At 55.9% G+C, this 24,610-nt stretch carries 26 protein-coding genes; 18 read left to right on the forward strand and 8 right to left on the reverse strand.

Annotation, left to right across the window (positions count from 1 at the left end):
• The first annotated feature begins 137 nt into the window (after positions 1-137).
• The gene (gene nudK / locus ACRCWW_RS00770) at positions 138-713 is read left to right on the forward strand and encodes a GDP-mannose pyrophosphatase NudK (RefSeq protein WP_438680682.1); all 576 of its coding nucleotides are present in this window, start codon (positions 138-140) and stop codon (positions 711-713) included.
• 75 nt (positions 714-788) lie between these two features.
• Positions 789-1,835, forward strand: coding sequence for a DUF1176 domain-containing protein (locus ACRCWW_RS00775; RefSeq protein WP_438680683.1), 1,047 nt, complete (start codon positions 789-791; stop codon positions 1,833-1,835).
• 90 nt (positions 1,836-1,925) lie between these two features.
• Here the strand turns inward: ACRCWW_RS00775 and tkt are convergent, their stop codons facing one another.
• Both tkt and tal read right to left on the reverse strand, forming a co-directional pair.
• Complete coding sequence (tkt, locus tag ACRCWW_RS00780) at positions 1,926-3,920, reverse strand: transketolase (protein WP_438680684.1); 1,995 nt, start codon at positions 3,918-3,920, stop codon at positions 1,926-1,928.
• A 21-nt stretch (positions 3,921-3,941) separates the two neighbouring features.
• Positions 3,942-4,889 (reverse strand): transaldolase, encoded by a 948-nt coding sequence (gene tal / locus ACRCWW_RS00785; RefSeq protein WP_438680685.1) that lies wholly within the window; start codon positions 4,887-4,889, stop codon positions 3,942-3,944.
• A 277-nt stretch (positions 4,890-5,166) separates the two neighbouring features.
• Between tal and maeB the strand changes: the two genes are divergently transcribed.
• The 3 genes from maeB (at position 5,167) to ACRCWW_RS00800 (ending at position 8,197) form a co-directional block, all read left to right on the forward strand.
• The gene (maeB, locus tag ACRCWW_RS00790) at positions 5,167-7,446 is read left to right on the forward strand and encodes an NADP-dependent oxaloacetate-decarboxylating malate dehydrogenase (RefSeq protein ID WP_438680686.1); all 2,280 of its coding nucleotides are present in this window, start codon (positions 5,167-5,169) and stop codon (positions 7,444-7,446) included.
• A gap of 116 nt (positions 7,447-7,562) precedes the next feature.
• Positions 7,563-7,811 carry a type II toxin-antitoxin system HicA family toxin gene (locus tag ACRCWW_RS00795; protein ID WP_438680687.1) on the forward strand — a complete coding sequence of 83 codons (249 nt, stop codon included), beginning with the start codon at positions 7,563-7,565 and terminating at the stop codon, positions 7,809-7,811.
• Positions 7,812-7,834: 23 nt separating this feature from the next.
• Positions 7,835-8,197: a type II toxin-antitoxin system HicB family antitoxin gene (locus ACRCWW_RS00800; RefSeq protein ID WP_438680688.1), complete on the forward strand. Its 363-nt coding sequence runs from the start codon at positions 7,835-7,837 to the stop codon at positions 8,195-8,197.
• Here ACRCWW_RS00800 and hemF read toward each other — a convergent pair.
• Both hemF and amiA read right to left on the reverse strand, forming a co-directional pair.
• A complete protein-coding gene (gene hemF, locus ACRCWW_RS00805) occupies positions 8,194-9,093 on the reverse strand; it encodes an oxygen-dependent coproporphyrinogen oxidase (protein WP_438680689.1) in 900 nt (299 codons plus the stop codon). The genes ACRCWW_RS00800 and hemF overlap by 4 nt on opposite strands.
• The gene (gene amiA / locus ACRCWW_RS00810; protein WP_438680690.1) at positions 9,093-9,962 is read right to left on the reverse strand and encodes an N-acetylmuramoyl-L-alanine amidase AmiA; all 870 of its coding nucleotides are present in this window, start codon (positions 9,960-9,962) and stop codon (positions 9,093-9,095) included. The genes hemF and amiA overlap by 1 nt, the downstream gene beginning before the upstream one ends.
• 214 nt (positions 9,963-10,176) lie before the next feature.
• Here amiA and ACRCWW_RS00815 point away from each other — a divergent pair, with 214 nt between their 5' ends.
• The 4 genes from ACRCWW_RS00815 to ACRCWW_RS00830 all read left to right on the forward strand — a co-directional run bounded on the left by ACRCWW_RS00815 (position 10,177) and on the right by ACRCWW_RS00830 (position 12,670).
• A complete protein-coding gene (locus ACRCWW_RS00815) occupies positions 10,177-10,602 on the forward strand; it encodes a GNAT family acetyltransferase (RefSeq protein WP_438680691.1) in 426 nt (141 codons plus the stop codon).
• Complete coding sequence (locus ACRCWW_RS00820; RefSeq protein WP_438680692.1) at positions 10,589-11,038, forward strand: DUF2919 domain-containing protein; 450 nt, start codon at positions 10,589-10,591, stop codon at positions 11,036-11,038. Before ACRCWW_RS00815 ends, ACRCWW_RS00820 begins: the two co-directional genes overlap by 14 nt.
• A gap of 62 nt (positions 11,039-11,100) precedes the next feature.
• The gene (locus ACRCWW_RS00825; RefSeq protein ID WP_438680693.1) at positions 11,101-11,676 is read left to right on the forward strand and encodes an RpoE-regulated lipoprotein; all 576 of its coding nucleotides are present in this window, start codon (positions 11,101-11,103) and stop codon (positions 11,674-11,676) included.
• A 94-nt stretch (positions 11,677-11,770) separates the two neighbouring features.
• Positions 11,771-12,670 (forward strand): Dyp-type peroxidase, encoded by a 900-nt coding sequence (locus ACRCWW_RS00830; protein WP_438680694.1) that lies wholly within the window; start codon positions 11,771-11,773, stop codon positions 12,668-12,670.
• An 88-nt stretch (positions 12,671-12,758) separates the two neighbouring features.
• Here the strand turns inward: ACRCWW_RS00830 and nudI are convergent, their stop codons facing one another.
• On the reverse strand, positions 12,759-13,184 hold the full coding sequence (nudI, locus tag ACRCWW_RS00835; RefSeq protein WP_438680695.1) for a nucleoside triphosphatase NudI: 426 nt from the start codon (positions 13,182-13,184) through the stop codon (positions 12,759-12,761).
• A 182-nt stretch (positions 13,185-13,366) separates the two neighbouring features.
• On the opposite strand from nudI, the gene ACRCWW_RS00840 reads away from it, so the two are divergent.
• The 9 genes from ACRCWW_RS00840 to ACRCWW_RS00880 all read left to right on the forward strand — a co-directional run bounded on the left by ACRCWW_RS00840 (position 13,367) and on the right by ACRCWW_RS00880 (position 22,675).
• Positions 13,367-14,380 (forward strand): sulfate ABC transporter substrate-binding protein, encoded by a 1,014-nt coding sequence (locus ACRCWW_RS00840; RefSeq protein WP_438680696.1) that lies wholly within the window; start codon positions 13,367-13,369, stop codon positions 14,378-14,380.
• On the forward strand, positions 14,380-15,213 hold the full coding sequence (cysT, locus tag ACRCWW_RS00845; protein WP_330982943.1) for a sulfate/thiosulfate ABC transporter permease CysT: 834 nt from the start codon (positions 14,380-14,382) through the stop codon (positions 15,211-15,213). Before ACRCWW_RS00840 ends, cysT begins: the two co-directional genes overlap by 1 nt.
• Complete coding sequence (gene cysW, locus ACRCWW_RS00850) at positions 15,213-16,088, forward strand: sulfate/thiosulfate ABC transporter permease CysW (RefSeq protein ID WP_438680697.1); 876 nt, start codon at positions 15,213-15,215, stop codon at positions 16,086-16,088. The genes cysT and cysW overlap by 1 nt, the downstream gene beginning before the upstream one ends.
• Positions 16,078-17,169, forward strand: a complete 1,092-nt coding sequence (gene cysA, locus ACRCWW_RS00855) for a sulfate/thiosulfate ABC transporter ATP-binding protein CysA (protein ID WP_438680698.1) — start codon at positions 16,078-16,080, stop codon at positions 17,167-17,169. Before cysW ends, cysA begins: the two co-directional genes overlap by 11 nt.
• A 119-nt stretch (positions 17,170-17,288) precedes the next feature.
• Positions 17,289-18,200, forward strand: a complete 912-nt coding sequence (gene cysM / locus ACRCWW_RS00860) for a cysteine synthase CysM (protein WP_438680699.1) — start codon at positions 17,289-17,291, stop codon at positions 18,198-18,200.
• A 5-nt stretch (positions 18,201-18,205) separates the two neighbouring features.
• A complete protein-coding gene (gene pdxK / locus ACRCWW_RS00865; protein ID WP_438680700.1) occupies positions 18,206-19,048 on the forward strand; it encodes a pyridoxine/pyridoxal/pyridoxamine kinase in 843 nt (280 codons plus the stop codon).
• Positions 19,049-19,404: 356 nt separating this feature from the next.
• Positions 19,405-20,745: an MFS transporter gene (locus ACRCWW_RS00870; protein WP_438680701.1), complete on the forward strand. Its 1,341-nt coding sequence runs from the start codon at positions 19,405-19,407 to the stop codon at positions 20,743-20,745.
• A gap of 36 nt (positions 20,746-20,781) precedes the next feature.
• On the forward strand, positions 20,782-21,519 hold the full coding sequence (locus ACRCWW_RS00875) for a 6-phosphogluconolactonase (protein ID WP_438680702.1): 738 nt from the start codon (positions 20,782-20,784) through the stop codon (positions 21,517-21,519).
• Between the two features lie 19 nt (positions 21,520-21,538).
• Complete coding sequence (locus ACRCWW_RS00880; RefSeq protein WP_438680703.1) at positions 21,539-22,675, forward strand: N-acetylglucosamine-6-phosphate deacetylase; 1,137 nt, start codon at positions 21,539-21,541, stop codon at positions 22,673-22,675.
• A gap of 18 nt (positions 22,676-22,693) precedes the next feature.
• Here ACRCWW_RS00880 and ACRCWW_RS00885 read toward each other — a convergent pair whose 3' ends face one another.
• The 3 genes from ACRCWW_RS00885 to ACRCWW_RS00895 all read right to left on the reverse strand — a co-directional run.
• Positions 22,694-23,686: a LacI family DNA-binding transcriptional regulator gene (locus ACRCWW_RS00885; protein ID WP_438680704.1), complete on the reverse strand. Its 993-nt coding sequence runs from the start codon at positions 23,684-23,686 to the stop codon at positions 22,694-22,696.
• Positions 23,687-23,833: 147 nt separating this feature from the next.
• Entirely contained in the window at positions 23,834-24,343 is a 510-nt protein-coding gene (crr, locus tag ACRCWW_RS00890; RefSeq protein WP_000522253.1) for a PTS glucose transporter subunit IIA, read from the reverse strand.
• Between the two features lie 40 nt (positions 24,344-24,383).
• On the reverse strand, positions 24,384-24,610 hold a 227-nt coding region (locus ACRCWW_RS00895; protein ID WP_438680705.1), incomplete at its 5' end, for a putative PEP-binding protein.

The following is a 24,610-nucleotide window of genomic DNA, read 5'->3' on the forward strand; positions in this document are numbered from 1 at the left end:
GAGAAATTAAGGAGATAGTGTAAATTATCATGCCGCTTTCATGCATAAGAATACAAAAAACAAGACAGAAGTGCGTAACGACAAAAAGATTCATGGAGGGTAAACTTTAACGCTCCTTCGAACGCTGTGGAGCCTGCATGTCATTCAACATTGAAATCATCAAAGACAAGATCCTGTCGGAAAACTACTTCGTTTTACGCAATATCACCTACGACCTGACGCGCAGCAACGGCGAGGTCATTCGTCATAAACGTGAAGTCTATGACCGTGGCAATGGCGCGACCATTTTACTCTATAACCCTGGCAAACAAAGTGTGGTACTGGTGCGCCAGTTTCGCGTGGCGACGTGGGTTAACGGCAATCACGATGGTCGATTAATCGAAACCTGTGCTGGCCTGCTGGATGACGACGAACCTGAAGACTGCATCCGCAAAGAAGCGGTGGAAGAAACGGGTTATCAGGTCAGCAACGTCCGTAAAGTCTTCGAACTGTACATGTCGCCGGGCGGCGTGACGGAACTGGTGCATTTCTTCGTCGCCGAGTATGACGACAGCCAGCGAGCCAACGCGGGCGGCGGCGTAGAAGATGAAGACATTGAAGTGCTGGAAATGCCCTTTGCGCAGGCGCTCGCGATGGTGAAGCGAGGCGAAATTCGTGATGGCAAAGCCGTTATCCTGCTGCAGTATCTGCAAAGTGCCGGTTTAATGGACTAATCCGATTGAGCGAGCCGGTCCGCCAGGTGAGGATACGCCCCAGTTGCTGGTGATTTTTTCTTCTGGGGTCGTCTCGTGTCTTACCGTTTGTTTTTCCTCATGCTGCTTATCGGGCTGCCGTTAACGCCCGGCTGGGCTGCGCCCGTCCAACAGGAATTCAGCGACTGGCAGGTCACCTGTAATAACCAAAATTTTTGCACCGCGCGTAACGTCGGGCAGCATCACGGGTTGGTGATGACGCTCAGCCGCAGCGCGGGTGCACATAACGACTCTTCTCTGCGTATTGAGCTCGGCGGGCCGGAGAATCTGCTGCCGAAAATCCCTGCGATTGGGACTCGCCTACAGCTCGACGGAACCCCGCTGAAACTGACGGGGGAACACTGGCAACTCACGCCGTGGCTGTTGACGACCAGTGACACGCCGACCATCACCTCTTTCTTGCAGCATATCCAGGAAGGCCAGGCGTTCACGCTGAGCGACGGCAGACAGGTGATATCGCTGGTCGGGCTGAAGGCCGCATTGCTCTTTATCGATGACAGACAAAAGCGCGTCGGCAGCGAAACCGCGTGGATCGGTAAAGGGGATGAACCGCCGCTCAGCGTTCCCCCGGCACCCGCGCTAAAAACGGTAAAGAAGGTCAATCCAACGCCGACGCCTTTTAGCCGCGAGGAGTTTAACGACCTGCTCGATTACGGCACGTTAAAGATGAGCAACAGCCAGTGCTCGCTTGATCCACAGCGCCGTGAAGTGTGGGTCACGCCGTTGACCGACGATAAAGCGCTGCTGATGGTGAGCTGTGAATCCGGGGCGTACAACACGATTTACCGCGCATGGCTGGTGTCACGCGCGAAACCGTTCAGCGCTCAGTCGATACGATTACGGCTGCCGTTTCAGGCACCGGACAGCGAAGAGCGTGAAATAGAGCTGGTGAATCTGAGTTTCAACGATAAGACCCGCGAACTCATCACGCTCGATAAAGGGCGCGGGCAAGGGGATTGTGGAGTGCAGACGCGCTGGCGCTACGATGGCCAACGTTTCCGGCTGGTGCGTTACGCCGGGCAGCCGACCTGTGATAACTGGAAGGGGCCAGAAGGCTGGCCCACTTTATGGATCACAAGATGAGTTTTGCCCGATGGCGCTTCGCTTATCAGGCCTACAAACCGTAGCTCCGTAGGCCCGGTAAAGCGTTTCGCCGCCACCGGGCAATCTGCATTATTTCCCGAGAACCTTCTTCGCCTTCCCGACAATGTTCTCCACCGTAAAACCAAAGAACGGGAACAGCTTATCGGCAGGCGCGGATTCGCCGAAGCTGGTCATCCCGACAATCGCGCCTTTCAGCCCAACGTATTTGTACCAGTAGTCGGCAATACCAGCTTCCACCGCCACGCGAGCGGAAACGTTCGAAGGCAAGACAGATTCTTTGTACGCCTCATCCTGCGCATCAAACACATCGGTAGAAGGCAGGGAAACTACTCGTACGCTATGCCCTTCACCGGCTAACTTCTCTGCCGCCAGCACCGTAATTTCCACCTCTGAACCTGTAGCAATCAGGATCAGATCCGGCTTGCCGCCTGCGTCTTTCAGAATGTAGCCCCCGCGCGCAATCTCTTTCACCTGATCCGGCGTACGTTCCATCTGGGCGAGGTTTTGCCTGGAGAGGATCAGTGCGGTCGGCCCTGTGTGACGCTCGATAGCCGCTTTCCACGCCACGGCGGTTTCTACCTGATCGCAGGGCCGCCAGGTACTGAAGTTTGGCGTCAGGCGCAGGCTGGCAAGCTGTTCAACCGCCTGGTGCGTTGGCCCGTCTTCACCCAGCCCGATGGAGTCGTGCGTATAGACCATAATCTGCCGGGCTTTCATCAGCGCCGCCATACGCGCCGCATTACGAGCGTATTCGACAAACATCAGGAAGGTGGCGGTATAGGGCACAAAGCCGCCGTGATGGGCTATCCCGTTGGCGATAGCCGTCATGCCAAACTCGCGCACGCCGTAGTGGATGTAGTTGCCGGCATGATCTTCTTTCAGCGAAACGGACTCTTTCCAGATGGTCAGGTTACTTGGCGCGAGATCTGCGGAGCCGCCGAGCAGTTCCGGCAGCAGTGGCCCGTAGCTGTTGAGTGCATTTTGCGACGCTTTACGGCTGGCAATTTTGGCCGGTTCGCCCTGCAATTTCTCGATGTAGTGCTGAGCGGTGGTTTGCCAGTTTTCCGGCAGCTCGCCGCTCATGCGCCGCACGAACTCAGCCGCCAGCTCCGGGTGGGCTTTCTGGTAGGCCGATAGTTTCTCTTTCCAGCCTTGCTGCGCTTTTTCGCCTTTCTGGTGAGCGTCCCAGGCCTGATAAATTTCTTTCGGGATTTCAAACGCCGGGTATTTCCAGCCCAGCTGTTTGCGTGCCAGCGCCACTTCTTCTTCACCCAGCGCCGAGCCGTGCGACTCCTCTTTCCCCGCCTTGTTTGGCGAGCCAAAGCCAATCACTGTGCGGCAGATAATCAGCGACGGCTTATCTTTCACGCTTTGCGCTTCAAGGATCGCTTTTTTCACGGCTTCAGGATCGTGCCCGTCGATTTCATGCACCACGTGCCAGTGATAGGCCTCAAAACGCTTGGCGGTGTCATCGGTAAACCAGCCGTCTGTTTCACCATCAATGGATATGCCGTTGTGGTCGTAGAAACCAATCAGCTTGCCGAGCCCCAGCGTGCCTGCCAGGGAACAGGCTTCATGAGAAATGCCTTCCATCAGGCAGCCGTCGCCCATAAAGACGTAAGTGTAGTGGTCGACAATATCGTGTTCGGGCTTATTGAACTGCGCGGCCAGCGTGCGTTCGGCAATCGCCATCCCAACCGCATTTGCCAGCCCCTGACCCAGCGGCCCGGTGGTGGTTTCAACGCCTGGCGTATAGCCAATTTCCGGGTGCCCTGGCGTTTTCGAGTGCAGCTGGCGGAAGTTTTTAATCTCTTCCATCGGCAGGTCATAGCCGGTCAGGTGCAACAGGCTGTAGAGCAGCATTGAGGCGTGCCCGTTCGATAAAATAAAGCGGTCGCGATCGTACCAGTGCGGATCGTTCGGGTTGTGTTTGAGGAAATCATTCCACAGCACTTCGGCGATATCGGCCATCCCCATCGGGGCGCCGGGGTGACCGGAATTGGCTTTCTGCACGGCGTCCATACTCAGGGCGCGAATGGCGTTGGCGAGCTCTCTGCGGGACATAGTTCTTCTCCGTGGCAAAAGTTACAGTTTGGCGGCAAGTAAGTCTTCGAGTTTGCGCTGGTCGACGGCGAACAGGCGGATGCCTTCAGCCAGTTTATCCACCGCCATCGGGTCCTGATTGTGTTCCCAGCGGAACTCCGCTTCGGTCAGCGGGGCGGGGCGATGAAAGAACTGGGAGGCCGGGATCAGTTTGCGGGTCACAGGCGCTTCGTTGTCCTGCAACTCTTTGAGCAATGCTGGCGCGATGGTTAAACGGTCGCAGCCTGCCAGCGCCAGAATTTGCTCGGTGCGGCGGAAGCTGGCCCCCATCACCACGGTTTCGTAGCGGTGCTGTTTGAAGTAATCGTAGATATTACGTACTGATTTCACGCCTGGATCTTCATCCACCACGTACGGGTCCATCGGTTCACGTTGTTGATACCAGTCGTAAATACGCCCGACAAACGGGGAAATCAGGAACACGCCCGCTTCGGCGCACGCCCGGGCCTGCGCGAAAGAAAAGAGCAGCGTCAGGTTGCAGTGAATGCCTTCTTTTTCCAGCACCTCGGCGGCGCGGATGCCTTCCCAGGTGGAGGCCAGCTTGATCAGAATTCGCGATTTGTCGATGCCCTGAGCGGCGTACAGCTCAACCAGGTGGTGGGCTTTGGCAATGCTCTTTTCTTTATCAAACGACAGACGGGCATCCACTTCGGTGGATACGCGACCCGGGATACTTTTCAGAATTTCTGCGCCGAAATTGACGGCCAGCTTGTCGCAGGCATCAATGACCTGCTTTTCCCGGCTGCTCTGCTTTTTACCGAAGGCCACGGCATCGTCAATCAGGTGAGCGTAGTGCTCAAGACCCGCAGCTTTCAGCAGCAGTGACGGATTGGTGGTGGCATCTTCAGGTTGATAGTGGCGGATGGATTCGATATCGCCGCTGTCGGCGACCACGGTGGTAAATTTTTTAATGCCTTCTAGCTGGTTCATGAAAAAAGCTCCTTACAAAGCAAAGCGTTAGTCGAATGCGTTCGCCCGCGCTTTGGGGATAATTTCGCTCTACCTGACTCAAAAGCATAGCAGACCGCACTCGCCTTGCTTTACGAGAGCCCTTAACATGAGTGTTAAAAATTAATAACAGAATCGCTTTTCATTGACGAGAGTATGGCGGCCTTCAAAGTTTACAGAGCGGCAAAAGGCGATACTCACCGGTTAGCACCGGGAACAGATTTCTCCTGACAAAAACGATACGTGAAAGGAACATCAAATGGACGACCAGTTAAAACAAAGCGCCCTCGACTTCCATGAATTCCCGATCCCAGGGAAAATTCAGGTCTCTCCAACCAAGCCGCTGGCGACTCAGCGCGACCTGGCGCTCGCTTATTCACCCGGCGTTGCCGCCCCGTGCCTCGAAATCGAAAAAGACCCTTTAGCAGCCTACAAATACACGGCCCGTGGCAACCTGGTCGCCGTCGTTTCCAACGGTACGGCGGTACTTGGTTTAGGCAATATCGGCGCGTTAGCCGGTAAGCCGGTCATGGAAGGGAAAGGCGTACTGTTCAAAAAATTTGCCGGCATTGACGTGTTCGACATCGAAGTCGACGAACTCGATCCGGACAAATTCATCAACGTGGTGGCGGCACTGGAGCCTACGTTTGGCGGCATCAACCTCGAAGATATCAAAGCGCCAGAGTGTTTCTACATTGAGCAGAAACTGCGTGAGCGCATGAAAATCCCGGTCTTCCACGACGATCAGCACGGCACGGCGATCATCAGTACCGCAGCGATTCTCAACGGCCTTCGCGTGGTGGAGAAAAATCTCTCTGACGTGCGCATGGTGGTCTCTGGCGCCGGTGCCGCAGCCATCGCCTGTATGAACCTGCTGGTGGCGCTTGGGATGCAGAAACACAATATTGTGGTCTGCGACTCGAAAGGCGTTATCTATAAAGATCGCGAGCCGAACATGGCGGAAACCAAAGCAGCGTATGCGGTCGAAGATGACGGTAAACGCTCGCTGGATGACGTTATTGAAGGTGCGGACATCTTCCTTGGCTGCTCAGGCCCGAAAGTGCTGACTCAGGAGATGGTGAAGAAAATGGCTCGCGCGCCAATGATTCTGGCGCTGGCGAACCCGGAACCGGAAATTCTGCCACCGCTGGCGAAAGAAGTGCGTCCGGATGCCATTATCTGCACCGGGCGTTCGGATTACCCGAACCAGGTGAACAACGTGCTGTGCTTCCCGTTCATCTTCCGCGGGGCGCTGGACGTGGGCGCAACGGCGATCAACGAAGAGATGAAGCTGGCCGCCGTCCACGCGATTGCGGAACTGGCCCATGCGGAACAGAGTGAAGTGGTGGCGTCTGCCTACGGCGATCAGGACCTGAGCTTCGGCGCGGAATACATCATTCCGAAACCGTTCGATCCGCGTCTGATTGTGAAGATTGCACCAGCCGTGGCAAAAGCGGCGATGGACTCCGGTGTGGCAACGCGTCCGATTGAAGACTTCGCTGCTTACGAAGAGAAGCTGAGCGAGTTCGTCTACAAAACCAACCTGTTCATGAAGCCGATTTTCTCTCAGGCGCGCAAAGAGCCAAAACGCGTCGTGCTGGCGGAAGGAGAAGATACCCGCGTGCTTCACGCCACGCAGGAGCTGATCACGCTGGGGCTGGCGAAGCCGATTCTGATTGGTCGTCCGAACGTTATCGAAATGCGTCTGCAAAAACTGGGGCTGCAGATGAAGCCGGGCGTCGATTTTGAAATCGTCAACAATGAGTCCGATCCGCGCTTCAAAGAGTACTGGATGGAGTATTACGCCATCATGAAGCGCAAAGGGATAACCCAGGAGCAGGCGCAGCGTCATGTGATCAGCAATACCACCGTTATCGGGGCGATCATGGTGCAGCGCGGCGAGGCGGATGCCCTGATTTGCGGGACCATCGGTGACTATCACGAGCACTTTACGGTGATCCAGCAGCTGTTCGGCTATCGCGATGGCGTGCATACTGTAGGCGCCATGAACGCGCTGCTGCTGCCAAGCGGCAACACCTTTATCGCCGACACCTACGTCAATGACGACCCAACGCCTGAGCAACTGGCGGAGATTACGTTGATGGCGGCGGAAACCGTGCGTCGCTTCGGCATTGAGCCGCGCGTGGCGCTGTTGTCGCACTCTAACTTCGGTTCATCAAACTGCCCGGCAGCGACCAAAATGCGCAACACGCTCGACCTGGTGCGCGCCAGCGATCCGGAGCTGATGATTGACGGCGAGATGCACGGCGATGCGGCGCTGGTGGAAAGCATCCGCCACGAACGTATGCCGGACAGCCCGCTGAAAGGTGCGGCTAACATTCTGGTGATGCCAAACATGGAAGCGGCGCGCATCAGCTATAACCTGCTGCGCGTGTCGAGCTCCGAAGGGGTGACGGTAGGGCCAGTGCTGATGGGCGTGGCGAAACCGGTGCATATCCTGACGCCGATAGCTTCCGTGCGCCGTATCGTCAATATGGTGGCTTTGGCCGTGGTTGAGGCTCAGACTCAGCCGCTTTAATTCTGTTCGACGAAATCTGGCGCGGGTAATCCCGCGCCTTTTTTATGACTTCATAAATTGACTTCATTCCGATGGCTGCTATTATGACTTCATAATTTGACATCACGGATGTGCTCATGGACGAGAGTACTGTTTCACTTAGCACACGCCACCGTGCCACGCTGGAGCTGATTTTCCGCGTGCCAACCTCTTCCGGGCTTAAATGGAACTCCGTTGAGGCACTGGTTGTTGCGCTCGGTGGCGAGATTAAGCAGGGCAGTGGATCCCGGGTTCGCTTCCTGCTCAACGGCAGTATCGCACGGTTTCATCGACCGCATCCGTCGCCGGATACGGATAAAGGCGCAGTAGCCAGTCTGAGAGAGTAGCTGGAAAGTACGGGAGTTAAGCCATGACCAAAGCACCAAATATCCTCAATATTATGACTATCGATGGCCAATCGGCGATCATTACTTACGTCCCTGAATTAGGGATGTTCCGCGGAAAATTTCTCGGACTAACGGGATACTGTGATTTTGTCGCGGACAGTATTGAAGGGCTGAAGTCGGAAGGGCAGATTTCACTGGCGGAGTATCTGGAAGACTGCCGGGAAAATGGGATTGAGCCGTATGAGCAGGATGAAAAAGTAAAAACATTCACCCTGCGTTACCCTGAGTCTTTTGGTGAAAGGCTCAGCATTGCGGCAGCGGAGCAGCAACAGTCGGTCAATGCCTACATTGTTGAAACCTTAGCCGAGCGGATGAAGCGTGGCTAAACCCACTCCCGTACCCGAATAAACTCACTCAAGGCAGCCTCCGGGCTGCCTTCTTCTGGCTGGTAGTTGTATTCCCAGCGCACCAGCGGCGGCATCGACATTAAAATCGACTCTGTGCGCCCACCGGTTTGCAGGCCGAACAGCGTGCCGCGATCCCACACCAGATTGAATTCCACATAGCGCCCACGGCGATAGAGCTGGAAATCCCTCTCGCGCTCGCCATAGTGCATCGCTGTGCGGCGTTCAACAATCGGCAGATAAGCTTCTGTATAGCCCTTGCCAACGGCCTGCATAAAGGCGAAACAGAGGTCAAAATCTGGCGTGTTCAGGTCGTCAAAGAACAGGCCGCCAATGCCGCGCTGCTCATTGCGATGTTTGAGGAAGAAGTAGTCGTCGCACCATTTTTTGTAGCGTGGATAGATGTCTTCACCAAACGGCTGGCAGAGATCTCTCGCCACGGTATGCCAGTGCACGGCGTCTTCCTCAAAGCCGTAATACGGCGTGAGGTCAAAGCCGCCACCAAACCACCACACCGGATCGGCACCGGGTTTCTCGGCGATGAAGAAGCGCACGTTGGCGTGGCTGGTGGGGACATAAGGATTGCGCGGATGCACAACCAGCGAAACGCCCATCGCTTCAAAGCTGCGGCCCGCCAGCTCAGGGCGATGCGCAGTTGCTGAGGCTGGCATAGCGTCGCCATGCACATGGGAAAAGTTAACGCCAGCTTGTTCGAACACGTGGCCATCGCGCAGTACGCGGCTACGCCCGCCGCCGCCCGCTTCACGCTGCCAGTTATCTTCGACAAAGCTTTGCCCGTCTACGGCTTCAAGCTGCTGGCAAATCGCGTCCTGAAGGGAAAGTAAAAAGGCTTTTACCTGCTCGATATCGGGTTTCATTAACGTCTCTTCACATGCGCTTTCTGATTATCGAACCAGTTGAAATAGCTCACGATGCCGGAAGCAATCGCGTTAGCAATCTTCTGGCGGAAGGCCGCCGTACCCAACAGCTTTTCTTCGCCAGGGTTGGTGATAAACGAGGTTTCCACCAACACGGAAGGAATGGAAGGGGACTTCAGCACCACGAAAGCGGCCTGTTCTGTGCTGCGGCTGTGCAGTTTATGCACCGGCTTAATCTGCTTAAGGATATGCGATCCCAGCGTCAGGCTGTTTTTGATAGTGTCGGTTTGCACCAGATCGAACAGTACCTGTTGCAGCAGATGGTCTTTATCCAGGGCTTTTTTACCGGCCAGCTCATCGGCGGCGTTCTCTTTATCAGAGAGATATTTCGCCATGGCGCTACTGGCACCACGGTTAGATAAAGCAAAGACAGAAGCCCCGGCGGCACTTGGGTTCGTGAAGCCATCCGCGTGGATGGACATGAACAGGTCTGCGCCGTGCTTGTGGGCGATTTCAACGCGATCGTAAAGCGGGATGAACGTATCGCCGCTGCGGGTCAGACGGGCATCAATGCCGTGACCTCGCAAAATGGAACGCACGTTTTTGGCAATCGCCAGCACGACGTGTTTCTCTTTTGAACCGTTGTGACCAATCGCGCCGGTATCAATCCCGCCGTGGCCCGGGTCGAGCATCACGATACGTTTTCCGCCGGCCTTTTTGGCGGCAGGTTTGCTGTGACCGTTGCTGGTTTTCAGCGTTTCTTCTTTAGCGATGGCTTTGGACATTCCTGACAAGGTCAGTGCGGCCAGCCCGGCTTTCAACACCTGACGGCGTGAAGCAAGTGTTTTTAGGGGTTTAAAAGTGCTCATGCGGCCTGAGTGGTAAAAAATAATGAGTCCATGTGTTATATCGTATCGTCTTTTCCGTTACGACAGCCCGTGTTGAGAATTGTTTTACTTTTCATTTCAATACGTGACAAACGCTTATTATGCCATTTTTTTGACCTCGATTGGTCAGATCTTGGATAATTCAGACGATCACGCCATAATCACTGTTTACTCGTTCAAAAAGATGGGCAATACCATGGAGATACGTGTTTTTCGCCAGTCCGATTTCGAAGAGGTTATTACGCTCTGGGAGCGTTGTGATCTGCTACGCCCGTGGAACGATCCTGAAATGGATATTGAGCGAAAACTTAACCATGATGTGAGCCTGTTTCTGGTGGCGGAAGTCAACGGCGAAGTGGTCGGCTCGGTCATGGGCGGTTATGACGGCCATCGCGGGTCTGCTTATTATCTGGGCGTGCATCCGGAATACCGCGGTCGTGGCATTGCCAACGCGCTGCTTAATCGTCTCGAAAAGAAGCTGATTGCCCGAGGTTGCCCAAAACTTCAGATCATGGTGCGCGAAGATAACGACATGGTGCAGGGCATGTACGAACGTCTGGGCTACGAGCATTCTGATGTGGTGGTGCTCGGTAAACGCCTGATTGAAGATGAAGAATATTGATTTTCCGCTGTCGGCCTATGATGCCCACGGCCGGCTGAAGCTTCCGTTTCTGTTCTGGTGCATCCTGCTGCTACAGGCGCGAACCTGGGTGCTGTTTGTGATGGCCGCAGCCTCACGTCAGCAGGGAGATACGCTGCTCAATTTGTTCTATCCCGATCACGATAACTTCTGGCTGGGTTTATTGCCGGGCGTCCCCGCTGTGGTGGCATTTTTAGTCAGCGGCCGCCGTTTCCAGCTTCCTCGTTTTTGGGCTCTGATGCGCTGGGCGCTGATACTTGCTCAAACGGCGCTTCTGCTCTGGCAGCCTGTTGTGTGGCTTCAGGGCGAGCCTCTCTCAGGCACGGGTCTGGCGCTGGTTATTCTTGATGGTTTCGCCCTCTGGTGGCTGCTTGCCAACCGCCGTTTACGCGCCTGTTTTTCCCCGCATGAGGATTAATGGCACTTTTCTGCCATTCTGCACTCCAACAGGCGTTGCTTTGACATAGAAAGGATCCTGGAATGAAATCAATGCGTTTATTGCTCTGTGCGCTTCCTCTGGCGTTAACCGGCTGTTCTACGCTCGGTTCGGTTCACTGGTCTGCCGCTTATCCGTGGAACTGGTTTGGCTCCTCAACGGAAGTTACCGAGCAGGGCGTGGGCAAGCTTACTGCCAGCACACCTCTGGATGAAGAAGCCATCAATGATGCGCTTAACGGTGACTATCGCCTGCGTAGCGGCATGAAAACCGACAACGGCAGCATCGTGAAGTATTTTGAAGCGCTGAAAGACGACAAAGTGGCGCTGATCGTTAATGGCGATGCCGGCACCATCAGCCGTATCGATGTGATGGACAGCGACATCGCTGTTTCTGGTGGCGCGAAAGTCGGCACGCCGTTCAGTGACCTGTACAGCAAAGCATATGAAAATTGCCAGAAGGGCAGCGGTGATGATGCGGCTGGTGTGGAGTGCAAGGCCAAAGACAGCCAGCATATCAGCTACTTGTTCAGCGGAAGCTGGAGCGGCCCGCAGGATCTGATGCCGCCTGATGATTCCCTGAAAAACTGGAAAGTCAGCAAGATAATCTGGCGCCGTTAATTTGCGTCTGAGCAAGCCGCTGTAATGAAAAAGCGGGTACAATAGCCGCCATCAATGCCACGACGTCGTGGCATCTTTATTTCCAGGAGGAGCGATGTCTCAGGTTCAGAGCGGCATTTTGCCGGAACATTGCCGCGCGGCGATTTGGATTGAAGCCAATGTCAAAGGGGATGTGAATGCCCTGCGCGAGTGCAGCAAAATTTTCGCGGACAAACTGGCTTCTTTCGAAGCAGCATTCCCCGACGCGCATTTAGGCGCGGTGGTAGCTTTTGGGCATGACACCTGGCGTAGCCTGAGCGGCGGCGTCGGTGCTGAAGAGCTGAAGGATTTTGTCCCTTACGGTAAAGGTCTTGCACCAGCCACCCAGTATGATGTGCTGATCCACATTCTCTCCCTTCGCCATGATGTGAACTTTTCTGTCGCTCAGGCCGCGATGGCAGCGTTTGGCGATGCCATTGAAGTGAAAGAAGAGATCCACGGTTTCCGTTGGGTGGAAGAGCGTGACCTCAGCGGTTTCGTTGATGGCACCGAAAACCCGGCGGGCGAAGAAACGCGTCGAGATGTGGCTGTGATTGCCGATGGCGTGGATGCGGGCGGAAGCTACGTGTTCGTGCAGCGTTGGGAGCACAATCTGAAGCAGCTCAACCGCATGAGCGTGCACGATCAGGAAATGATGATTGGCCGCACCAAAGAAGCCAACGAAGAGATCGACGGCGATGACCGTCCTGAGACCTCGCATCTGACCCGTGTTGACCTGAAAGAGAACGGCAAAGGGCTGAAGATTGTGCGTCAGAGCCTGCCGTACGGTACTGCGAGCGGCACTCACGGTTTGTACTTCTGCGCTTACTGTGCGCGGCTTTACAACATTGAGCAGCAGCTGCTGAGCATGTTTGGTGATACCGACGGTAAACGTGACGCGATGCTGCGCTTCACGAAGCCTGTGACCGGTGGTTACTACTTCGCACCATCACTGGATAAGTTGATAGCGCTTTAATCGTTGTTGTGCCGGGCGGCGCTTCGCTGGCACCGGCCTACAAAACCGTAGGCCCGGTCAGGCATCGCCGCCACCGGGCAATAACGATTTACAACAATCCCTTATCGATAAACGTCTGACGCGTCGCCACGTTCAAATCGTACTCGCCCAATTTCTCCGGGCTGACCCACGCCACAGCCTGAAACTCTTCGTTAAACGTCACGTCACGGTTCGCGCTAATGCAGTCGAACATCAGGTAAATCATGTAGATCTCTTCTTTGCTGCCGTCAGCATAGGTTTTGATGCGGGTGTCATCGCGGAAATGCCAGGGGGTGATGTGGGTAATTTCAAGCCTGTCGCCAAGCTCTTCGGCAATTTCACGCAGTAACGCCTGTTCCATGGTTTCGCCGAGCTCCATTCCACCGCCGGAAAGCGCCCACTGGCCGGGGAATACGCCCCGGTCGTCAGCCATTTTGCACAGCAGGTACTCGCCGTTGTTCTGAATGATGGGGCAGACAATCGTCCTTTGGCGCATCTTAACGTTCCTCATTAGGGTTTGGCTTACTGTAACAAATCGGTCCCGGAAAGAACCACGCCGATGCCTTATTCTCTTTTCAACTTCCAAATCACCAAACGGTATATAAAACCGTTACAGCTTTCATCCTCGTTATAAATATTATGACCATAAGATAGTCATCACATTTATAAGGGTTCGCAATGGCCGTTACATCACTGAAGAAAGGAACACTGGCGCTGGGCGTGTTGCTGCTGGCGGCACAAGCGCAGGCGACCGAACTGCTTAACAGCTCCTATGACGTGTCCCGTGAGCTGTTTGCGGCCCTTAATCCGCCATTCGAACAGCAATGGGCGAAGGATAACGGCGGCGATAAGCTGACCATCAAGCAGTCTCACGCGGGGTCATCCAAGCAGGCGCTGGCAATTTTGCAGGGGCTGAAAGCCGATGTGGTGACTTACAACCAGGTCACCGACGTGCAAATCCTCCATGACAGAGGCAAGTTGATCCCGGCTGACTGGCAAAGCCGTCTGCCAAATAACAGCTCGCCATTCTATTCGACTATGGCGTTCCTGGTGCGCAAGGGCAACCCGAAGAATATCCACGACTGGAACGATCTGGTGCGTTCAGACGTGAAGCTGATTTTCCCGAATCCGAAAACCTCCGGTAATGCGCGATACACCTATCTGGCCGCGTGGGGCGCTGCTGCGAAGGCAGATGGCAACGATAACGCCAAAACCGAACAGTTCATGACCCAGTTCCTGAAAAACGTGGAAGTGTTCGATACCGGCGGCCGCGGCGCGACCACCACCTTCGTCGAACGTGGCCTGGGCGATGTGCTGATCACCTTTGAATCCGAAGTGAACAACATTCGCAAGCAGTACGAAGATCAGGGCTTCGAAGTGATCGTGCCGAAAACCAACATTCTGGCGGAATTTCCGGTGACGTGGGTCGATAAAAACGTCAAAGCCAACGGCACCGAAAAAGCGGCAAAAGCCTATCTGACCTGGCTCTATAGCCCTCAGGCGCAGACCATCATCACCGACTATTACTATCGCGTGAACAACCCGCAGGTGATGGACAAACTGAAAGATAAATTCCCGCAAACCGACCTGTTCCGCGTGGAAGACCAGTTCGGCTCCTGGCCGGAAGTGATGAAAACCCACTTCGCCAGCGGCGGCGAGCTGGACAAGCTGTTAGCGGCGGGGCGTAAGTAATGTTTGCTGTTTCTTCCAGACGCGTGCTGCCGGGCTTCACCTTAAGCCTCGGCACCAGTCTGCTGTTCGTATGCCTGATTTTACTGCTGCCGCTCAGCGCGCTGGTGATGCAGCTGGCGCAGATGAGTTGGGCGCAGTATTGGGACGTCATCACCAACCCACAGGTTGTTGCCGCCTATAAGGTGACGCTGCTGTCAGCGTTTGTGGCGTCGATTTTCAACGGCGTGTTTGGCTTGCTGATGGCGTGGATCCTGACGCGCTATCGCTTCCCGGGCCGTACGCTGCTGGATGCGCTGATGGATTTACCTTTTGCGCTGCCAACGGCAGTTGCCGGTTTAACGCTCGCCTCGCTCTTTTCCGTCAACGGTTTTTACGGCGAATGGCTGGCGAAGTTCGACATCAAAGTCACCTATACCTGGTTGGGTATCGCAGTGGCGATGGCGTTTACCAGCATCCCGTTTGTGGTGCGCACCGTTCAGCCTGTGCTGGAAGAGTTAGGGCCTGAGTACGAAGAAGCGGCGGAAACGCTGGGCGCGACGCGCATTCAGAGCTTCTGCAAAGTGGTATTGCCGGAACTTTCACCCGCGCTGCTGGCAGGTGTTGCACTCTCCTTCACCCGCAGTCTGGGCGAATTTGGCGCAGTGATTTTTATCGCCGGGAACATCGCGTGGAAAACCGAAGTGACCTCGCTGATGATTTTCGTGCGCTTGCAGGAGTTTGATTATCCGGCGGCGAGCGCGATTGCCTCAGTGATTCTGGGCGCTTCGCTGCTGCTGCTGTTCTCAATTAACACCTTGCAGAGTCGCTTTGGTCGACGTGTGGTAGGTCACTGATGGCGGAAGTTACGCAATTGAAACGCTATGACGCGCCCCGCATCAACTGGGGCAAATGGTTTCTGATTGGCGCCGGAATGCTGGTATCAGCCTTCATTCTGCTGGTGCCGATGATGTATATCTTTGTGCAGGCGTTCAGCAAAGGGCTGATGCCCGTCCTGCACAACCTGGCCGACCCGGACATGCTGCACGCCATCTGGCTGACGTTGATGATCGCCCTGATAACCGTTCCGGTGAACCTGGTCTTCGGTACGCTGCTGGCCTGGTTGGTCACACGCTTTAACTTCCCGGGACGCCAGCTGCTGTTAACGCTGCTGGATATTCCTTTCGCCGTTTCGCCAGTGGTGGCGGGCCTGGTCTATTTGCTGTTTTACGGATCCAACGGCCCGCTGGGCGGCTGGCTTGATGAACATAATCTGCAAATTATGTTCGCGTGGCCGGGTATGGTGCTGGCGACTATCTTCGTCACCTGTCCGTTTGTGGTTCGCGAGCTGGTGCCGGTGATGTTGAGCCAGGGCAGCCATGAAGATGAAGCGGCCATTTTGCTGGGCGCATCCGGCTGGCAGATGTTCCGCCGCGTGACGCTGCCGAACATTCGTTGGGCGCTGCTGTACGGCGTGGTGCTGACCAATGCGCGTGCTATCGGTGAGTTTGGCGCGGTGTCGGTGGTGTCTGGTTCGATTCGAGGCGAAACGCTGTCGCTGCCGTTGCAGATTGAATTACTGGAGCAGGATTACAACACCGTCGGTTCGTTTACCGCCGCGGCCCTGCTGACGTTATTGGCTATTTTGACCCTGTTTTTAAAGAGTATGCTGCAGTGGCGCCTGGAGAATCAGGAAAAACGCGCGCAGCAGGAGAAGCATCATGAGCATTGAGATTGCCAGCATTAAGAAGTCGTTCGGGCGCACCCAGGTGCTGAATGAACTCTCTCTGGATATTCCATCGGGTCAGATGGTGGCGCTGCTTGGCCCGTCGGGTTCAGGCAAAACCACGCTGCTGCGCATTATCGCCGGGCTGGAGCACCAGACCAGTGGGCAGATTCGTTTTCACGGTACCGACGTTAGCCGCCTGCATGCCCGCGATCGTAAAGTCGGTTTTGTGTTCCAGCACTATGCGCTGTTCCGCCATATGACCGTGTTCGACAACATCGCCTTTGGCCTGACAGTGCTGCCGCGACGTGAACGCCCCAATGCCGCAGAAATCAAAGCGAAAGTGACCAAATTGCTGGAGATGGTGCAACTGGCGCATCTGGCTGACCGTTATCCGGCGCAGCTTTCAGGCGGGCAGAAACAGCGTGTGGCGCTGGCGCGTGCACTGGCCGTTGAACCGCAAATTCTGCTGCTCGATGAGCCGTTTGGCGCGCTGGACGCCCAGGTGCGTAAAGAGCTACGTCGCTGGCTGCGTCAGTTGCACGAAGAGCTGAAGTTTACCAGCGTCTTCGTGACCCACGATCAGGAAGAGGCGATGGAAGTGGCCGACCGCGTCGTGGTGATGAGCCAGGGCAATATCGAACAGGTGGATGCGCCTGAACAGGTCTGGCGCGAACCCGCGACCCGCTTTGTGCTGGAGTTTATGGGCGAAGTGAACCGTCTGAAGGGCACGATTCGCGGTGGGCAATTCCATGTTGGTGCGCATCGCTGGCCGCTGGGCTATACGCCTGCCCATCAGGGCCCGGTGGATCTTTTCCTGCGCCCGTGGGAAGTGGATGTCAGCCGCCGCACCAGCCTGGACTCGCCGTTGCCGGTACAGGTGCTGGAAGCTAGCCCGAAAGGTCATTACACCCAGCTGGTGGTGCAGCCGCTTGGCTGGTACGACGAACCGCTGACCGTCGTGATGCGTGATGATGCACCGCAGCGCGGCGAACGACTTTTTGTTGGCTTGCAGCATGCGCGTCTGTATAGCGGCAAAGAGAGAATTGAAAATCGCGAGCAGCTTGCTCTGGCAGAATCAGCCTGATAGGTTAATCGGTATGTTTATCGCCCGGTGGCGCAGCGCTTACCGGGCCTACAGTTTTCAATGTGTCTTGTAGGCCGGGTAAGCGAAACGCCACCCGGCTTTTTTATTGAGTAAAAATCGTGAATACACTCGAACAAACCATCGGCAACACCCCTTTAGTCAAACTCCAGCGCATGGCTCCCGCCAACGGCAGTGAAGTGTGGGTCAAACTTGAAGGGAATAATCCTGCGGGCTCAGTCAAAGACAGGGCCGCGCTGTCGATGATTGTCCAGGCTGAAAAACGCGGTGAAATCTCGCCGGGCGACGTGTTAATCGAAGCGACCAGTGGCAATACCGGCATTGCCTTGGCGATGATTGCGGCGCTGAAAGGCTATCGCATGAAGCTGCTGATGCCGGACAACATGAGCCAGGAGCGCCGGGCTGCGATGCGTGCTTATGGCGCCGAGCTGATTCTTGTCAGCAAAGAGCAGGGCATGGAGGGGGCGCGTGATTTAGCCCTGGCGATGGCGGAGCGTGGTGAAGGCAAGCTTCTCGATCAGTTTAACAATCCTGATAACCCCTACGCGCATTACACCACAACGGGCCCGGAAATCTGGCAACAGACGGCGCAACGCATCACCCATTTTGTCTCCAGCATGGGCACCACCGGTACCATCACAGGCGTTTCTCGTTTCCTGCGCGAACAAAGCAAAAAAGTCACCATTGTGGGCTTACAGCCGGAAGAGGGCAGCAGCATTCCGGGGATCCGCCGCTGGCCTGCGGAATACATGCCGGGGATCTTTAATGCCTCGCTGGTGGATGAAGTCATGGATATTCATCAGCGTGACGCGGAAAATACCATGCGCGAACTGGCGGTGCGTGAAGGTATCTTCTGCGGCGTGAGTTCAGGTGGTGCGGTAGCCGGGGCGCTACGCGTGGCGCAGGCGAATCCGGGCGCAGTGGTGGTGGCGATCGTTTGCGATCGCGGCGACCGTTATCTGTCGACCGGCGTGTTTGGTGAAGAGAGTTACAGTCAAGGGGCGGGGATTTAACAGCCATGGAAATGATTCTTTTTCGGGACAAAACCCGAGCGCAGCAGGCAGATATTGTGGCTGTGCAATCTCAGGTGGTGTACGGCAGCGTGGGCAACAGCGTGGCGGTGCCAAACATCAAACAGCATCATTTGAATGTGCTGGCGGTGCCAACGGTTCTGTTCAGCAACACGCCGCACTACGACACTTTTTATGGCGGTGTGATCCCTGATGAGTGGTTCTGCGGGTATTTGCAGGCGCTGGAAGAGCGTGACGCACTGCGTGAGCTGAAAGCCGTGACGACAGGCTATATGGGAAGCGCGAGCCAGATTGCACTACTGGCAGAGTGGCTGAAGGCCATGCGGGAAAAGCATCCGCAAATGATGATTCTGGTCGATCCGGTGATCGGCGATACCGACAGCGGCGTGTATGTGAAGCCAGAAATTCCCCAGGCCTATTGCGATCACCTGCTGCCATTGGCCCAGGGGATTACGCCAAACGTCTTCGAGCTTGGCGTGCTGAGCGGTAAACCTTGCGACACGCTGGAAAATGCGATTGAAGCAGCAAAAAGTTTGCTCTCCGAAACGCTCAAATGGGTCGCCATTACCAGCGCTCCCGTTCCTGGCGAGAACGATATTCACGTGGTGCTGGTCACCGCTGATAGCGTCGATGTCAGCGCTTACCCACGCGTTGCCACTGACTTAAAGGGAACAGGCGATCTGTTCTGCTCTGAACTTATCAGCCAGGTGGTGAAGGGGAAATCGTTGCAGGACGCAGTGCGTGCCGCAGGGAATCGCGTGGTGGATGTGATGGGCTACACGCTGCAAAAAGGCTATGACGAACTGATCCTTCCTCCCACAGCCCGCTAATTCTTCCTTCTTTCAGGCTTCTGTCGTACCCACTTCGACAGCCTGGCGGCGCTACGCTTGCAAGGCCTGGCTGACTCCGTAGGCCGGTGCAAGCATAGCGCCGTCCGGCATTTATGCCGATATCGCACACGTCCACTTTTCCCCTGCGATCCGCCCGATCCCTCAGCGTTATTACGTGAATAGAGTCACGTTTCAGCGATCCTTTTTCACCATTCGTTGACTTTGCCCGGCGCTTTTCCTTTAATGAAATCGATTTCATTATAGTTTCAGTAATTACGATCTTCTGTTGTTATTTTTATTTAAAAACAATTTATTAAATATATTTCTCAATGAAATTGTTTCCATAAGAGGTCGTTATGTCAGAGATGCAAAGCGCGCTGCCCGGGGCGGCGTATCGCGATCAGGCCGCCAGCGCCGATCCGCGAACCGTAAGAAAAGTGGTGGTGGCAAGCGTGGTCGGCACAGTGATTGAGTGGTTTGATTATTCGCTGTATGGGGCTATCGCCGGGCTGGTGATTAACAAACTGTTCTTCCCGTCGCTGTCGCCGGGGCTGGCGATGCTGGCGGCTTTCGCCACCTTTGCCGTCGGTTTTCTCTCCCGACCTATTGGCGGTATCGTCATTGCCCATATTGGCGATAAATATGGGCGTAAACCGGCGCTGCTGTTCTCTATTCTGCTGATGGGGTTTGCGACGGTAGCCCTTGGACTGCTGCCGACCTGGTACGACATCGGCATCTGGGCGTCGATCCTGCTGGTTATCCTGCGTCTGATGCAGGGCTTCGGTGCCGGGGCAGAGCTGGCTGGCGCGCAAACGTTCGTGGCGGAGTATGTGCCGCCTCAGTCGCGAGGTTTTTATACCTCCATCATTATGTCCTCGACCGGCGTCGGTATTCTCTGTTCGACTGGCGCATTCTGGCTGGTGACGCAGCTCCCGGAAGAGGCATTTATGAGCTGGGGCTGGCGCGTGCCGTTCCTGCTTTCGGCACTGCTGTTCGTGGTGGCTATCTATATTCGTAAAAATCTCGACGAAACGCCGGAATATGCCGCCGCTCAGGAGAAAAGCGCCAGCAAGCGCAAAAAGGAGCAGGTGCCGCTGGTTGTGCTGCTGAAAAACAGCTGGCGCGAAGTGCTGGTGGGCTTCTGTAGCCTCGCCGGGCATCTGGCTTACGGCTATGTGCTGAGCGTTTTTAGCCTGAGCTATATGGCTAATACCCTCGGAATGCACAAATCCGACGGGCTGGCGGCATTGATGGTGGCGGTCACCGCGAATACGCTGATGACGCCGGTGATGGGCCGCCTGGCCGATCGCTATGGCTATACTGCCGTCTTCTCCTTCGGCGCCATTTTCCTCGCCCTGTTTGCCTTCCCGTTCTTCACGATGCTGGAATCCGGCAGCCTGCTGTGGGTGATGCTGGGGATGAGTATCGCTTACGGGATCGGCCATGCCGCCACCTCCGGAGCGCAGGGGGCTTTCCTCACCAGCCTGTTCCCGGCGCGCTATCGATACTCGGGGATGGCCCTTTCCCGCGAGCTGAACAGCGTGATTTTCGCCGGGTCGACACCACTGATTGCTACCGCGCTGGTGACGGTCGGAGACGGCAAACCCACGCTGGTTGCTCTCTACCTGATCGCCTGCTGCATGCTGACCCTGGGGGCCGTGCAGGTCGCTCGCCGCCTCAGCAAACGAAATAATTAACTTACTGTTTTAATGAGAAAAGGACTGAGTATTACCATGACTGAATATGCTTTAAATATTACCCGCTCACCCGATCGCCAGACGCTTGGTCAGCGCGCGGCCGCTGATATCGCCGCCGCTATTCGCCAGCGCCTGCAACACCAGCCGGAGGTACGAATGATCTTTGCCGCCGCGCCAAGCCAGGCAGAAACCCTGGCTGAGCTGCGTCAGATGACGGATATTGACTGGCGTCGCGTCACTGCGTTTCATATGGACGAGTATCTCGGACTGTCGCCGCAGGCACCGCAGCGCTTTGGTAACTGGCTCACAAGGCACTTCTTTGAGCATATGCCGCTCAGGCGCGTTCATTTGCTGATGCCGGAAGAGGGGGATGTCAGCGATTACGATGCGCTTTTGGGGGCTTCGCCTGTCGATATTGCGGTGATGGGGATCGGCGTCAACGGTCATCTGGCCTTTAACGATCCGCCGGTAGCGGACTTTGCCGATCCGCTGCGGGTCAAAGTGGTGGAGCTGGAGCAGGCCTGCCGCCAGCAGCAGGTGGACGACAAGTGCTTTGCCCGGCTGGAGGACGTGCCCGCCAGAGCGGTCACCCTGACGATCCCTTGCCTGCTGTCGGCGGCGGAGATCTTCTGCGTCGTGCCGGGGGAGGCGAAGCGTGAAGCGGTGAGCCGCACGCTGTACGGGCCGATCACCGAAGCCTGTCCTGCCAGCGTACTTCGCACCCATCCGCGCTGTTCGCTCTATCTTGATGCGGACTCGCTGCCGCAGAGTTGACCCTGATAATGAGGATGTTATGAGTGTAATGGTAACCGGGCGGTTGCCCGGATCGGGCGAGAGCGTGGCGCTGGAGATGGCGGAGGGGAAAATTGTCGCTATCCGCCCTGGGCCGCAGGATGAGAGGCTCTGGCTATCCGCCGGGCTTATCGATCTTCAGGTGAACGGCTATGGCGGCTGGGATCTCAACGCCGATGACCTGAGCGTTGATAGCGTAAGCGAGCTGTGCCGGGCGCTGCTCAGAGAGGGGGTGACAACCTTTCTGCCGACGATTATCACCAGCAGCGAAGAGAAAATTATTCGCGCTCTCCGTACCCTTGTCGTTGCCCGGGCGGAAGATGTGACTGCCCGGAGGATGATCCCTTGCGTTCATCTCGAAGGGCCTTCGATTTCCGATCAGGAGGGGCCGCGCGGTGCGCATCCGGCGGAACATGTCCGTCCACCGGATCTCGCTGAGCTTGAGCGCTGGCAGCAGGCCAGCGGTAATCTGGTCGGAATGATCACCCTGTCGCCGCATTTTCATGGCAGTACGGACTATATCCGTGAGGTGACGAAGCGGGGCGTTCGGGTTGCCATTGGCCATACTCATGCGACATCGCTGCAGATTGTTGCGGCTGCAGAGGCCGGGGCTACGCTCTCCACGCATCTTGGCAATGGCGCTCATGGCATGCTGCCGCGTCATCCGAACTATCTCTGGTCGCAGCTGGCGGAAGACCGGCTGACGGCGACGTTTATTGCCGACGGCCACCATCTGCCCGATGAGACGCTGCTGACGATGCTGCGGGCCAAAGGGACTGAGAGGTCAATTCTGGTCTCTGACACTGCGGCGCTGGGCGGCATGGCGGCGGGAGAGTATGAGACGCCGATAGGGGGGCGGGTGACGCTCAGCGCTGACGGGCGGCTGGGTCTAAGCGGAACGCCGTATCTTGCCGGGGCTGCGCTTCCTCTCTGGCGTGGTGTGGCGCACTGCGCGTCGCTTCCCGGCCTGTCGTTAGCTCAGGCGCTGACAATGGCAACGGTGAACCCCGGAGCGTTTGTTGGCGGCAGAGGGCGGCTGGCTGTTGGCGAAGCTGCCGATGTGATTCGTTTCCGCTGGGCAACGGAAACGGCACAGCTGCGGCTGGAAGAGACCTGGCTTCGGGGCGTGTTGCAATAAAAGATTAACGGCGCACGCCTACGGGCGAGGCGCCGTACTGTTGCGCAGAATAAGCTTCGTCTCCAGCAGATAGCGCACATCATGGCGCTCATCCTCCTGAAGCTGTTCCATCAGCAGATCGACCGCCTTCTTTCCCGCGTCAGCCGTACGGGCTGAGACCGTGGTCAGCGAGGGCAGCAGATATTCACCCAGCACATCATCGCAGCCGACGATGCTGAACGCTTCCGGCACTTTTACCCCTTGCTCTATCAACATCGCCATCAGTCCCTGGGCAACGAGATCGTCAAAGGCTATGGCCGCAGTGGTGTTTGGCGGGAACAGGGTCGCCGCATGCTTGCCGGCTGCGTACGTCGAGCGCGAAACAGAAATGGCGCTGAGCTCAATGCCGCAGCGCTGAGCTTCCTCGTGTGCCGCAAGGCTTCGCTGCTGATTCGACCAGGAGTTAATCGGGCCGTTGACGTAGACGATGTGGCGGTGGCCGCTGTCGGCCAGATGGCGTACCGCGGCGGCGATACCGCTGCCTGAGTCGATCAGGACCCTTGGCAGGCCTTTGATGTCGCGGTTGATGAGCACCACAGGGCAAATTTTCGCGTTTCGCAGGATCTGCTCCTCGGACATCCTTGAGGAGACGAGGACAATACCATCGACCTGGCTGGCGAATTTATTGAAGAGCAGGTTTTCCCGCACAGCATCCTCATCGGCATCGCCGAGAAAGACACAAACACCGGCCGCATCGGCCTGATTCTGGGCGGCGCGCAACACCGGCGGAAAAAACGGGTTTTCGATATCCGGCACGATGATGGCGATATTGCCAAATCGCCCTGTTCGCAGGGCCCGGGCCGTATGGTTGGAGGCATAGCCCAGAGATTCTGCCGCGCTCAGCACCCTTTGTACCGTCTCTTTCGCGAGGAGAGCAGGGTTGTTGAAGGCGCGAGAGACCGTCGTGCGGGAGACGCCAGCCGCTTTCGCCACTTCGGTGATATTGGGCAGTTTCGCTTTGTCCTTTTTCATGAGCGGGATCCTGAGAGCAAAAGGGAACGGCAGTATGCCAAAGCAGAGAGAAAACCTTGCGAGGACAAGAGCATAGCTTGTCTGAGGATAATAAAAAAGCCGCAACGCAGGGCGTTACGGCTTTTTCAACAGACAGCGTATGAAGAATTACTTCTTAATACGGATAACCGGGGTCTCGCCCACAGTCACGCTACCGGACAGTTTGATCAGCTCTTTGATCTCGTCCATGTTGGAGATAACAACCGGAGTCAGGGTAGACTTGGCTTTCTCTTCCAGCAGCGGCAGATCGAACTCGATAACCGGATCGCCAACTTTCACACGCTGGCCTTCTTCCGCGATACGTTTGAAACCTTCGCCTTTCAATTCAACGGTGTCGATACCGAAGTGAACGAAGAGTTCGATACCACTGTCGGACTCAATAGAGAACGCATGGTTGGTTTCAAAGATTTTACCGATAGTCCCGTCAACCGGCGCAACCATTTTGTTGCCGGTCGGTTTGATAGCAATGCCATCGCCCACGATTTTCTCAGCAAAAACAACATCCGGCACGTCTTCGATGTTGACGATCTCGCCAGAGAGCGGCGCAACAATCTCAATAGTTCCGGTGTCTTTTTTATCATCAGAAACCAGAGATTTCAGTTTATCGAACAAACCCATGATCTTCTCCTAAGCAGTAATTTGGGTCGCATCTCGTGGATTAGCAGATTGTTTTTTCTTCAATGAACTTGTTAACCAGCGTCATTAACTCGTCCGTTGTCGGTTGAGCAAGAGCCTGCTCTGCTAAAACCTTCGCATCTTCGAAGTTCGTGTTACGGATAATCTTCTTAATGCGCGGGATGGAAATGGCGCTCATAGAGAATTCGTCCAGACCCATACCCAGCAACAGAAGTGTAGCACGTTCGTCGCCTGCAAGCTCACCACACA

The organism is Scandinavium sp., assembly GCF_051650185.1.
Lineage (GTDB): Bacteria > Pseudomonadota > Gammaproteobacteria > Enterobacterales > Enterobacteriaceae > Scandinavium.